Source organism: Odoribacter sp. (genome assembly GCF_985060555.1).
Genome location: NZ_CFKYFN010000036.1, coordinates 40,746 through 54,043, shown reverse-complemented (window position 1 = coordinate 54,043; position 13,298 = coordinate 40,746). Strand labels below are relative to the sequence as shown.

The following is a 13,298-nucleotide window of genomic DNA, read 5'->3' as shown; positions in this document are numbered from 1 at the left end:
CTTTTCATTATATTTGTATTATAGGATGCGGTTCGGCAAAATCAATCAAACAAGTTTGTTGTTTTTGCTCTCACCTTTCACTATATTTGTGGGACATGTTTGTATAAAACATTTTGTGTTAAAGAGATTAGGAGAAAGGCCAAATTCACCCTAATCTCTTTTCTTTGTGATATACACAGTCCTGTTCACTATTTTAAATTGAATATCCGTTGTCTGTGCGCTAATAGCCCCGAGCAATACTTCCAAAGATACGTTCCGGGAGATATCACCGGTATAAGCTTCTCCTTCAGCATCTTCCAGATTCATAAAATGCACATCATAATACCTCGCCACCTGTTTCAAAATATCCGGCAAAGAAGTTTGTCTGAAACAGAACAAACCTTTTTTCCAGGCGACCAGTTGTTCTACCGATACCTCCGACATCCTGACACATGCTCCCGGGCGGCGTACATCCAGTTCGGCAACCTGTCCGGGAGCCAGAATCAAAGTATTCTCCCTGCCACAGTCCATCTCCACAACGCCACTTTCCAAAGCCGTATAAACTTTGCCATTATCACCGAAAGTATTGATACAAAAAGAAGTACCCAATACTTTTACATTAAAATTTTCTGTTTGTACAATAAAAGGCTGACCAGAATTCTTGGTAACTTCAAAATAAGCCTCTCCGGTAAGAATTACTTTCCGGGCATTACCTGAGAAAACAAGCGGATAAGTGATTTTTGAATCTGAATTCAACCACACTTTTGTACCATCTGAAAATATCAGATGATAAAAAGCTCCTTTGGGAATAATCAAAGTATTGGTCTCTTCAGAATTCCGCTTTACAGAATCACTACAATATTCCAACTGCCCGTTATGCAGAATGACTTTTCCTTCGATTTCGCGTACATCTACATTTTCACAGTCCGAAAGGTCCAGGATTCTCCCTGAAGAGAGCACCAACCGTACAGCTTCCGGAACCGTTGCTGCAATTTCCGGCTGAGGAAAAAGACGGGCTTGCCGGTAAAACAACCAACCCGTTCCCAACAATAAACATATTCCGGCAGCAACAACACCGACTCTCCACCAGATATAAGTACGCCAGGCCGTCCGTTTCTGAAAATTTTTCCATTGACGGTCTATGTCTATCTTTTCATAACGGTCAGCTAACCCCTCCGGGTCAATATGCTGTAGATTTTTAAATGCTGATTTATCACGTGGATTCTCCTTCAGCCATGCTTCTAACTGCTCTGCTTCTCTCCCGTTTAACCCCCAAAGCCGGCGCTTGCAAATCAGACGGGCCAGCTCAATGTATTTCTGAATAGTTTCCATTTATTCCTGTTTTATACCATAAAAACAATTCAGAAAAAAAAAGGTATGAGCTAAAATTGATTTTTTTTCACACTATTTACACAAACAAGCAAAATAAAAGAAACAGAATGTGCTAATATTTTTCTCAATTCCTTGTAAGCCATCATTTTATGAGATTTCACCGTAATAACACTAATCCCCATTTCTTCAGCTATTTCTTTATTTTTTTTCCCTCCAAGATGTAATTTTATGACAGTCTGACATTGCGGAGTCAAACACCGGATGGCCTCATAAAGGACATAATGTGCTTCTTCATCCAATACGGAGCTGAACATATACTCTTCTGATTCCAGCTCTTTCAAATATTTCTGTGAATATTGTTCTCTGATTTTATGGTGTTTTAAGTAATTGAGCGCTTTGTTACGGATAGTTTTATAGATAAAAGCATGCAGCATTATCGGAGAATCGTACTGATTACTACCCGACTCCCATACAGAAATAAATGTTTCCTGAACCAGATCTTCACAAATATAGCTGTCTTCAACAAAACGAACAGTAAAAGCATAAAACTTGGAGAAATTCTCCTTGAAAAACTTTTCAAAAGACAGAATTTCTCCGGTACCAAACCTTATCTGTTTATCTTTATTCAATGGCACCTCCCAAAAGATGTTCTGCAAAATAATGCCGTAATAAATTAAAATAATACGGGGAATCTATACTGTGGTCAGCTCCCGGAATAACCATCATATCAAACAATTTATCCGCCTTGATCAAAGCATTTGCCAGACGGAAGGTATTCGCAGGATGTACATTAATATCCATATCCCCTGTCACCAGCAATAATTTTCCCTTTAAATTCGCTGCCAATTCCATTATTGTAGGAATCTTCGATTCAAAAATATATTTTTTTATACCATCTGCATCTTTTTTGACCTTCATTTTTACTCCATGATACATCTCTCCCCACCATTTGGTATAAATATTATTGTCATAGTTACCGGAAGCAGCCACAGCCACCTTGAAAAAGTCGGGATAAGTCAGGATTGCTGCTGCTGCCATCATCCCACCTCCCGAATGTCCGTATATTCCCACCCGATCCCGGTCAATATAAGCATAACGGTCGGCCAGTTGCTCAATGGCAAATTTGCAATCGGCCAAAGGATAATCCCGCAAATTACCATAACCGAAATTATAGAAATTTTTCCCCCGGAACATAGAACCTCCCCGGTATCCGATATGGATCACAATAAGCCCCAATTGTGCCAGAGCCTGATTTCCATTATCATCCATAGAAAAAGCCTGGGGTACCTGATCCTCCTGAGGCCCAGGATAAACATAAACAACCAAGGGATATTTGCGGGTAGAATCCATGTCAAAGGGGGTATACATCACGCCATACAAATCAGTTATTCCGTCAGCTGATTTTACCGCTATTTTTTGCGGTTCCCGCCAACCGGTGCTATACAATAAACTCAGATCCGCTTTTTCAAGCGGTAAAATCTCCTTCCCTTTCATATCGCGGACAACCGATACCGGCGCCATATCCACTCTGGAATAAACATCCAGCAAATAATTTCCCTGTTTGGACAATTCGATAGAATGATATCCATTCCCCGGAGTCAGCAAAGTCAGGCCGGAACCATCGAAATTTACCCGATAGAAAAAACGATAGGCGGGGTCCATCCCTTTTTCACGTCCATACCCTTCAAAAATAAAACGACGTTTCAGTTTATCCAAATGGGAAATCCTGCAGGCGGTAAAAGTACCGGAAGTAATGGTATTTTTCAATTTTCCATATTTATCATACAGATAATATTGCCCCCAACCGGTACGTTCCGACCACCAGATAATATCTTCCCCACCGTTCAGAATCCGGCAATCAAACAATTGTTCGGTAAAATAAGGCATGGAAGTTTCGCTGATCACTTCAAAAACGTCTCCCGTACGGGTATCCACCCGGCATAAATCCATTTTATCACAAGTCCTGCTTTTACGGGTAAAATAAAGATCCTCCGGACAATTTTCCAAATCAGATGCAACAATCCGAACCTCCTGATCGGGGTATTTATCAATATTCACAACAATATGTTGGCAGGTTTCCGGATAAAACAAATGCAGATCGTAGGTAAAAACATATTTTTCACCCGGCATAGGGAATTTATAAGTACGCAATTTAGGACGTGGTTCGGCCAGATTATCAACTACCCAGCAATTTTCAACCTTACGCCTGTCCTGACGTAAGCAGTAAAACACCTTAGAATTTCCAGCCCACACAATATTGGGAGTTGTATTTTTATCCGAATCGCTGTCCTTCTGATTACTATAGGAATAATACTTCTCTCCATCTGTGGTCAACTGTACCGGAACCGTATCCTGCCTGTTCAGCAGATACAGATTGTGCCGGTAAGCATATATACTGTAACTACTGTCAGGGGAAAACTTTAACCAATAAGGGGATGCCGGAGGATAAAAACGGCAGGCTTGTTCAGGGTCCAGTTTTTTCAGCTCCCGGGTTCTGATATTGTAATGAAAATCCAGTCCTCCCTTGGAAAAAGAAAAACAATACGGATCCCCCTCATCAAATTTCAGCCCTCCCAATCGGAAATCTTTGATATTAAATGATATCCCCGTAGCTTGGGTTAATTTACCGATCATATCTTCCATGTCAAACATTTCCAGTTTTTTTTTACGGACCGGATCGACCAGATAGTATTTAGCACCTCCGGGCGTAATATAATTATACCAAAACATATCTGTCCCGGATATCCAGGAAGGAAATACACTCAAAGAGTGATAATACTTCTTCAGATTTTCTTCCGAATACTTGTAACAATTTTTTAAATCTGCTTTCTGTGCATAAGAAAAAAAAGCACAACAGAAAAAAGCGAAAAAAAGGATCTTTTTCATCATGTTTACATTTTGCGTTCTACTTATTATCATATACACATACTTTCATAAAGGCCAATAAATAAAAGTACATGGTGACCAAAAGTAGTAATCTTTATTTATTCTTTTTATAATTTGGACAAAATTAACAGGATAAAGTGCCTAAAATACTATCTTTGTAGCAGCATCGGTATCCCCGCATGGGAATTTGGGAATTCGGTGAAAACCCGAAGCTGTCCCCGCAGCTGTAAAGTCATTACTGTCATTTTGCAGGTCTTTTCAATGATCCACTGAAACCCGGGCGTTTTGGGAAGGAGAAAAGATGACAAGCCAGAAAACCTGCCGATCATAGCTAATAAACAAATTTCTTTCGGAGGAAAAGAGCATGAAAAAGATTTATTTTTTATCACTGGTATTTACCATCGGTTTTTGTCTGGCCTTAGGTTCCTGTCGTTCAGGTAACCGCAAAAAACAAAACCCTGTCGCTACACAAACAGATCGTTCGAATATTCGTTATGCACAAGGCTTCTGGCTGGAACAACACGAAAATTACCGACTCCTTCATATCAAAGATCCTCAAAGCGAAACCGGTTCGGAATATACCTTCGCCCTAAGACAGCGAGGCACACATCCTGAGCTTCCCCCGCATATACCTGTACTCGATCTGCCGATCCGGGGCGTCATCTGTATGACTTCTTTACAACTCTCTAATTTTATCAAGCTCGGAGCAACTTCCCAAGTCGTGGGAATCAGCAGTACCCGCTTTTTGAATAATGCAACGATCAAACAACAGTTAGCCGAAGGGAAAACTCAGAAAATCGGTATCGAGGGTAATTTCGATGCGGAAATCATTATGAACCTCGCTCCCGACCTGATCCTCATCTCTCCCTTCAAACAAGGGGGCTACGACGCTATGAAAGAAGTAGATATTCCACTAGTCCCTCATTTGGGTTATAAAGAAACGACTCCATTGGGACAAGCCGAGTGGATTAAATTTGTCGGTCTTTTAATCGGAGAGGAAGAAAAGGCGAATAAAATATTCAATGAGATAGAACAAAAATACAATGATCTGAAAAGATTGACAGCCCGGGTCGAACACCGGCCGGTCGTGCTCAGCGGTGAAATACACGGAGGAACATGGTATGCCGTAGGAGGACAAAGCTTTCTGGCACAAGTATTCGAAGATGCCGGAGCCGATTATTTCCTGAAAGACGATCCCCGTTCAGGCGGCGTATATCTCGATTTCGAAACGGTATACAATCAAGCCGACCAGGCAGATTACTGGCGCATCCTGAATAGCTACCCGGGACAATATACCTACGAAACACTTTTAGCCCAGGACGAACGTTACGGTGACTTTAAGGCTTTCAAACAAAAAGGAGTGATTTATTGTAATATGCGTGAAAAACCCTATTACGAAAATATGCCCATGGAACCGGAATTATTACTTGCCGATTTCATTAAAGTGTTTCACCCGGAATTATTACCGGATTACGTACCGGTATACTATCATCAGTTAAACGACTAATCACTATGGCTTCAACCGGACGAAATACAACTTTTATCCTGCTTATCATATTGAGTATTGTTGTATTCTTATTCCTCAACATGGTATTGGGTTCGGTTCGTATACCGATGAGTGCGGTATGGCACATCTTCACCGGTACAGGAGATGAGCCTCAAACCTGGCAGAATATCATTTGGAAATCGCGTTTTCCGCAGGCATTGACCGCCTTGGTCGCCGGAGCAGGTCTGTCGATCAGTGGTTTGCAGATGCAAACGGTATTTCGCAATCCCCTGGCAGGACCTTCTGTATTAGGAATCAGCTCAGGAGCCAGTATGGGAGTTGCTTTCGTCGTACTTTTTTCAGGTAGCATAGGCGGAGTAGCCCTCAGCCACCTCGGTCTTTTCGGAGAAGTGGCGCTTTCGATCGCTGCCGTCGCCGGTTCGTTATCCGTTATGGCACTGATTGTTTTCGCTTCACATAAAGTAAAAGGAAACGTTACCCTGCTTATTATCGGAGTGATGATCGGTTACCTGGCGAATGCCATCATCGGTATTTTAAAATTTTTTAGTGTAGAAGAAGATATTAAAACCTATGTTATCTGGGGGCTGGGAAGTTTCTCACGGGTATCCGGTAATCAAATGATGCTTTTTGTTACGATCATGGCCATCTTGATCCCCTTGTCTTTTTTGTTGGTGAAAACATTAAACTTATTGATGCTGGGAGATGGTTATGCCCGGAATCTGGGATTGAATATCAAACGGGCCAGAGTTCTGGTGATCACCTGTTCGGGCGTATTGACGGCTATTGTTACGGCCTATTGCGGTCCGATCATCTTTTTAGGCTTGGCAGTCCCTCACCTGTGCCGGGCTGTTTTCCAAACTTCGGATCACCGGCTTTTGATGCCGGCCTGTCTGGTTATGGGCGCCTCCCTGGCTTTGGCCTGTAATCTGATCGCACGCATGCCGGGTTTCGAAGGAGCCCTGCCGGTTAATTCGGTCACGGCACTCATCGGAGCTCCGGTTGTTGCTTCGGTATTATTCCGTAAACGTAAAAACGAACTGAATGAATAAGACCGCCACCATACAACTCCGTAACCTGACGATCGGCTATAAAGGGAAAGTACGCCCTAAAATTGTAGCCGAAAATATTTGCAGTGATATTTATGCCGGTGAACTGACCTGTCTTTTAGGAACGAACGGTATTGGAAAATCCACCCTACTGCGCACCCTTTCGGCCTTCCAGCCCAAATTAAGCGGAGATATTTACCTGGCTGGAAAAAAATTGGAAAAATATACGGACAAAGCCTTATCCACGGTGATCAGTGTCGTTTTGACCGAAAAATGTGATATCCGCAATATGACGGTCCGGGAATTAATCGGTATGGGCCGTAGTCCTTATACAGGTTTTTGGGGTAAATTAAGCCGGGCTGACGATGAGATCGTGGATAAAGCGATCGGGCTGGTCAATATTCATCCTCTGGCTTCCCGAATGCTTCATACCCTAAGTGACGGTGAACGTCAGAAAGCAATGATCGCCAAAGCTTTGGCTCAGGAGACACCGGTCATTTATCTGGATGAGCCGACCGCTTTCCTCGATTTCCCAAGCAAAGTCGAAATCATGCAACTGCTTCATCACCTGACCCGCGAAACCGATAAAACGATTTTTCTTTCGACTCATGATCTGGAACTAGCCCTCCAGATCGCCGATAAGATTTGGCTGATGGATAAGGTGAACGGTATCACCTCCGGTACGCCGGAAGACCTTGCCCTGGAAGGATACCTCAGTCGTTTTTTCGCCCGCAAAGGGATTACTTTCGACATGGAATCAGGACTTTTCCGCATCACCAACAATTATCGGTACGAAATCCGTCTGACCGGACACGGCTATCGCTATGCCATGGTACGTAAAGCCCTTCAACGAAATGAGATCCTGGCCAATCGCGATATTGACTCAGCTGTTTACATTGAAACCAACAGGCAGCCTGATCAATTCATATTGCATTTTCCTCACCAGGAAGATATTATAGTCCATACAATAGAAGAATTATTAGAAAAACTAACACTGTAACATACAGAGACAGGGGTTTTGTGCTAATTCGATCGACGCATTGTTGGAATAAATACTGTCCTGTCTCAAATAATCCGGTCGAAATATCTATATACAACTCCCTATTTTTAGGGTATTTCTCTGATCAATTTCACTAAAAGAGGGGATTTTCCAACCCGATAGAATCGCGTATTTTCGTTCCGATCTTATTAATTAAAACATGAAATATGAAAAAGATTGGAATATTTTACGGTTCAACAACCGGAACAACCGAATCAGTAGCGGAGCAGATCGCTTCTCATCTGGGGGTCGGTAGCAGTGAGGTGTACAATGTAGGAAATACCGATGCTAAAGTAGCTGAAGAGTATGAACTGCTCATCTTAGGAAGTTCGACCTGGGGATCGGGAGAATTGCAGGATGATTGGTATGATTTTCTGGAACAATTAGCCGGAAAAAATCTAAGTGGTAAAAAAATAGCCCTATTCGGTTGTGGGGATGCCATGTCGTTCGGATCTACTTTCTGTGATGCCGTCGGGATCATCTATGAAAAATTACAGGGTACAGGAGCTACGTTTATCGGAACTGTCGATCCTTCGGATTATACCTATGATGCCTCCACTGCCGAAATCGACGGACAGCTGGTCGGATTATTGATCGACGAAAACAACGAAGCGGATAAAACGGAACTCCGTATACAAAACTGGACCGATGCGTTGAAAAAAGAAATTTAATGCCCTGATCATGGATAGTTGCATTTTATCCGGAGACATGAAAATATTCGTACACCATATCTACGAATTACAAAAAGGTATACGGTACATGGCATTGTGTACGATAGACAAAACCGATGAATCTTTTGCCATACAAAGATTAGAAAAATCAGGTCTTGAATATGAAATCTGTCCCATCAATGCCCACCGACTGAACTTGTTTTTCGGAAAAAAAGAATGTATCGATATTGTCCGGTTAATCTGCAACCGTCCATTAAACCTGTTAACCCCCGAAGAAGATTTTATCCTGGGTACCATGCTGGGATATGATGTGTGTCAGCAATGCGAACGTTATAACCATCGTAAAACTTTAATCCAAAGTGCCTGATAATCAATCATAAGGACTCTTCAGAAATCAGCATCAGTTCAATTATACACTTTTTTTCTCCCTTTATATAGGAATAACAAACTTCCTCGCATTTTTTCAAAAGGAAGGAGAAAAACGGATGATCGGCCGGTAACATGTTCCATAATTCCCGGGCTAAAGTCATTTCAGAAATGCGGGCACAAATCCCGTCATCACAACCGGCTTCCTTCGCCAAACCGATGATAAAATCGCGGTTCATAACTACATTCCGGCTATGCGTATCCCCATGCCCCTCGGCCAATTTCACCGCTTTGCCGATCATAATCCCCATCGTTACCCGCCCGATACCTTCTTCCTCTATGATTTTCAAGGTCTCTTCGATATAATTACCATAATGGACAAAAGCCTGAGGTATCATTTCAGGGAAACGTTCACGGAGGATCCGCTCACTTTTAGCTCCCGAATTAATGACGATATGCCGGCATCCCAATGCTTTAGCTACCTGTATTTCTTTACGGATGGTCGCAACGAAAGCTTCGGACGAAAAAGGACGGACCACTCCGGAAGTACCGATAATGGAAATTCCCCCGACAATACCTAATTTCGGATTGAAAGTTTTGAGAGCCAGTTCTTCTCCATCGGGTACCGAAATCTCGATGACTACTCCTTGTTTCGGTATACGATGAGCTTCCAGAATTTTTTCTGTCTCGGCGGCCATCATCTTTCGGGGAGTCGGATTTATAGCCGGTTCTCCTATCTCCAAACCCAATCCGGGCAAAGTTACGATACCTACTCCTTTCCCTGCGGCAAAACGAATACCGGTTTCTTTAGAAAGCATTACTTTTGCACAGATTTCCCGTTTATTAGTCACGTCAGGATCATCTCCCGCGTCTTTGACCACCGTGCAGATTATACTCTGTCCGTCCTTCTCTGTACGGCTCACAGGCAATTCGACTTCTTCGCCGTCAGGTAGAGTGATCGTCACCTGATTCAACACTTCTCCCGTCAGCAGAGTCGATAAAGCCGCTTTTGCAGCAGCACAGGCACAGCTACCGGTCGTAAAACCACTATGCAATGGATAAAATCCGGGCAACAGACGTTCTATGCGGTGCCGCAAACCGTTGTTCCCGGTTACGACATAGAATCCCTCGGGCAATGCCGGACGTTTGATCACGACAACCGGAATACCTGATTTCCGGGCAGCTTCGACCTTTTCACGGAAATAACCGGACCGACCGCTCTCCTTGGTCAGGATAGCATCGGGGCGTAATTGCAATAACACCCCCCTTTCCTCTTTTCCCTCTTCCCAAAAAATCAGCTTCCCTGCCGGAAATCCATATTTTAAAGCCAATTGCCGGGACTCCGGCCGATCGAGTACCCGGAACCAACAAGGATTTTCCAACCAATAAGCCTTCAATTTAGGTATGGTCTGCACACCGGACAACGCCAGTAAATTCCGTATTCCCTGATTTTTCAACCATACACAAGCTTCTGCATACGAATCACACCAGATCAGGTCCGGATCACGGGGAGGATAAATCCGTTCGTAACGAACAACCGGAATATTCAATTCTTCAGCAGCTTGTCCTATATTCTTGTGCAGTTGTTCGGCAAACGGATGAGCAGCATCTACCAACAATTGAATCCCATGTTCCCGGCAGAAATCGATCATCTCTTTCACTTCCATAGCTCCCGCCAACCGAATGCCGTGTATACACTCCACTTGCTGTCCGTTTCCCCGGGTTGAATAATAATAAGTTTGCCCGGCTTCATCCAAAGTCTCTACTGCAGCCCTACCTTCTGTAGTTCCACCAAATACCAATATCATTTTTACCTTTTTAAAACAAAGGGACGGGGGTAATGTTTCATTTACAAACGATGGATTATACCTAAACTGATCCCTGTAATACGGGCAAGTTGCCGTAATCCAATGTTCGGATTCTGTTTCAATACTTTCAGCACCTGTCTCTGTTCAACTTTAGTTAAAATCTCAAAACTTTCCCCTTCCAACATTTCTTCCAACAATTTCCGGACCTCATGATCTTTAAATTGATATCCCGCTTCCATGAATTCCCCGTCTTCATCTTCTAACATATAGGCCTGAAAATCTGCTTTACTATCGAAAAACAAAGTTAAAAATTCAGTGGAAACAAAAGAATCCACCGGATTAAAATATACCGAATAACTGTTCCACCGGTATTCCGAAATTTCATGACACAAACCTGCTTTCAAGGGATTTTGCAGCACATACCGAAAACAACGCAACAAGTAACCCTGATCTTCAATGACCTCACTTTTAAAACGATCTTGAAAAAGATAACCCTCCCGTTCATATTTATGATTAAACCATATCGCATACGCCGTCAAAATCCGATGAATATAAAAACTCAAGCGACTGGTTTTTACGATAAGATGAATGTGATTATCCATCAAACAAAAACAGTACACTTTGAAAAATTCACCAGCCTGTGATTTCAAAAGATCGAGAAACATCCGTCGATCAGCATCTTCATGGAATATCAACATACGATTAACACCACGTTGGATGACGTGGTATACACCTGTATTGGACTGTTGACGAGCCTGCCGGGACATTTTTTTGCCAATTTAACTACAAGTTAAATTTACAAAAAAAATTCCAGAAAACAAAATGAAACATTATCCCCGTCCCTTTGTTCCACGAAACAGGTGGGTGAAATGGCTGGAGTAGAGTTTTGACAAACCTTCCCGGTTACCGATTGCTTCGCCGACTACAATCATGGTGGTCAAGGTCAAATTGTTCTCTTTCATTATTGCCGCCAAATTACGGAGTTCGCCCCGGAAAATCTTTTCGTCTTTCCAGGTCAGGTGATAACAGGCTGCCACAGGAGTCTCGGGAGGATAACATTCCAGTAATTCACGCTGTACTTCTTCGGCAATCGAAGCACTCAGGAAAATGCACATCGTGCTTTGTGACCGGGCCAACAGATGGAGTTTTTCCTTTTCCGGCATCGGTGTACGCCCCTCTCCACGGGTGAGAATAATACTCTGAACCTTTTCAGGTATGGTAAACTGTGAACGCAATGCAGCAGCAGCAGCCAGGAAAGAAGAGATTCCCGGTGTAATCCGGTAACGCATACCGTACCGGTCGAAAAAGGCCATTTGCTCCTGGATAGCCCCATAAATACAAGGATCCCCGGTATGTAACCGGACAATAAATAATCCCCGGTCATAAAACTCTTTCATCAATGCAAATTGCTCTTCCAGGGTCATGGAAGCCGAGCTACGCACAGTCGCCCCCGGCTTTGCATAATAAGTAAGCTCGATTGGCACCAGACTTCCTGCATAAAGAATTAAATCGGCTTTTTCCAATAACCTTTTCCCCCGGACAGAAACCAGTTCCGGATCACCGGGACCTGCCCCGACGATCTCGATAAAACCGCTTCGTTCCGCCTCTCTATCCAGAGCAACGGCAAAAGTAAAATCATTCCCCGGAGTAACCTGTCCCTTCTGTTTTTCCAGCAATAATTTCGTATTCCCGGCACTTTTCAAAGCAGTTGCTTCGGAAACACTATAGGCGCCTGTCACCTCGAATACCTTCCCGGAGGGATTCGGTACTTCTATATCCTTCAGTTCCTCAGGCCTGTAAATCTGCATTTTAGCAGACAGATTCCGAACCAGATCGGCGACCATAGGTTCATCTTTTTTCAACTCAATAGTTGTCACTACCTTAACAGCTAAAGGAGAAAGTCCATGCCGTTTCAATTCATCACCAATATAAGCCCAAATACCGGTCGGGTTACACTGCTTACGGCATCCTACCCCCAAATGAAGTACAGCCGGATGATAATATAAAATCGGTGTTTCACATTCATACAAACAGGGAGTAACGGCAATAATCAGCTCATAACGTCCTGCCGGAATATCCTCGAAATGATAATAGACATCCACATGGGCCGGTCGTGAATGTTCGAGCCGGTCGGTTCCCTCATCGCGTATATCCAACAACAGGGCCGTCGGCCGCTGGTTGACGAAAATGGAAATCAGCTCATTCAAGGAACGCCGGTATTCCATTTTCCAGCCATTCTCTTTACCTAACAAATCCAAAGCCCACAATCCGGTATTATCACTTTGGGTCGTAACCACAGGCTGAGCCCCTAATATACGGGCTAACCGTTCGGTCAGGGCATTTGCGCCACCGACATGGCCGGCCAGAACCGACACAACAAAATGTCCGGTAGCGTCCACATTGACTACGGCAGGATCTGCATATTTCGAAGTCACACAAGGAGCGATCGCCCGTACACAAATTCCCATCGCCCCGATAAAAACAAAAGCTTCGTAATCCCCGAAATGCCTTAAGGTAAAATCAGTGATCGAATCGATCCGGACACACCCGCTCCGTTCCGATACAGAGAACAGGTCCACTTCCTTACCTAGTTCTTCCCGGATAATTCCGGCAGTTCGTGCCCCGGCATCCGAAGCGATTATCATAGCTGTTTTCATTGTATTT

General features: G+C 43.4%; 11 protein-coding genes and 1 riboswitch. Of the genes, 5 read left to right on the top strand and 6 right to left on the bottom strand.

The window, feature by feature from the left end:
- Nucleotides 1–150: 150 nt before the first annotated feature.
- The 3 genes from AC5RDS_RS04540 to AC5RDS_RS04530 are packed head-to-tail and all read right to left on the bottom strand — an operon-like array spanning nucleotide 151 to nucleotide 4,200.
- Nucleotides 151–1,311: a FecR family protein gene (locus AC5RDS_RS04540; RefSeq protein ID WP_013612593.1), complete on the bottom strand. Its 1,161-nt coding sequence runs from the start codon at nucleotides 1,309–1,311 to the stop codon at nucleotides 151–153.
- A gap of 50 nt (nucleotides 1,312–1,361) precedes the next feature.
- Entirely contained in the window at nucleotides 1,362–1,967 is a 606-nt protein-coding gene (locus tag AC5RDS_RS04535; protein ID WP_022160267.1) for an RNA polymerase sigma-70 factor, read from the bottom strand.
- Complete coding sequence (locus tag AC5RDS_RS04530; RefSeq protein ID WP_231964156.1) at nucleotides 1,933–4,200, bottom strand: S9 family peptidase; 2,268 nt, start codon at nucleotides 4,198–4,200, stop codon at nucleotides 1,933–1,935. The genes AC5RDS_RS04535 and AC5RDS_RS04530 overlap by 35 nt, the downstream gene beginning before the upstream one ends.
- Before the next feature lie 147 nt (nucleotides 4,201–4,347).
- A riboswitch (cobalamin riboswitch) is annotated at nucleotides 4,348–4,538 on the top strand.
- 23 nt (nucleotides 4,539–4,561) lie between these two features.
- On the opposite strand from AC5RDS_RS04530, the gene AC5RDS_RS04525 reads away from it, so the two are divergent.
- The 5 genes from AC5RDS_RS04525 (at nucleotide 4,562) to AC5RDS_RS04505 (ending at nucleotide 8,827) form a co-directional block, all read left to right on the top strand.
- Entirely contained in the window at nucleotides 4,562–5,704 is a 1,143-nt protein-coding gene (locus AC5RDS_RS04525) for an ABC transporter substrate-binding protein (RefSeq protein WP_118107890.1), read from the top strand.
- A 5-nt stretch (nucleotides 5,705–5,709) separates the two neighbouring features.
- A complete protein-coding gene (locus AC5RDS_RS04520; RefSeq protein ID WP_013612597.1) occupies nucleotides 5,710–6,753 on the top strand; it encodes an iron chelate uptake ABC transporter family permease subunit in 1,044 nt (347 codons plus the stop codon).
- Nucleotides 6,746–7,750: an ABC transporter ATP-binding protein gene (locus tag AC5RDS_RS04515; RefSeq protein ID WP_013612598.1), complete on the top strand. Its 1,005-nt coding sequence runs from the start codon at nucleotides 6,746–6,748 to the stop codon at nucleotides 7,748–7,750. The genes AC5RDS_RS04520 and AC5RDS_RS04515 overlap by 8 nt, the downstream gene beginning before the upstream one ends.
- A gap of 206 nt (nucleotides 7,751–7,956) precedes the next feature.
- Entirely contained in the window at nucleotides 7,957–8,460 is a 504-nt protein-coding gene (gene fldA / locus AC5RDS_RS04510; protein ID WP_013612599.1) for a flavodoxin FldA, read from the top strand.
- A gap of 10 nt (nucleotides 8,461–8,470) precedes the next feature.
- A complete protein-coding gene (locus AC5RDS_RS04505; protein ID WP_013612600.1) occupies nucleotides 8,471–8,827 on the top strand; it encodes a DUF2023 family protein in 357 nt (118 codons plus the stop codon).
- 7 nt (nucleotides 8,828–8,834) lie between these two features.
- On the opposite strand, the gene cbiD is transcribed toward AC5RDS_RS04505, so the two are convergent.
- The 3 genes from cbiD to cobM all read right to left on the bottom strand — a co-directional run bounded on the left by cbiD (nucleotide 8,835) and on the right by cobM (nucleotide 13,291).
- A complete protein-coding gene (cbiD, locus tag AC5RDS_RS04500) occupies nucleotides 8,835–10,634 on the bottom strand; it encodes a cobalt-precorrin-5B (C(1))-methyltransferase CbiD (protein WP_494222228.1) in 1,800 nt (599 codons plus the stop codon).
- A 41-nt stretch (nucleotides 10,635–10,675) separates the two neighbouring features.
- Entirely contained in the window at nucleotides 10,676–11,401 is a 726-nt protein-coding gene (locus AC5RDS_RS04495) for a transposase (protein WP_118112717.1), read from the bottom strand.
- A gap of 63 nt (nucleotides 11,402–11,464) precedes the next feature.
- Complete coding sequence (cobM, locus tag AC5RDS_RS04490) at nucleotides 11,465–13,291, bottom strand: precorrin-4 C(11)-methyltransferase (protein ID WP_202194470.1); 1,827 nt, start codon at nucleotides 13,289–13,291, stop codon at nucleotides 11,465–11,467.
- Nucleotides 13,292–13,298 lie beyond the last annotated feature (7 nt).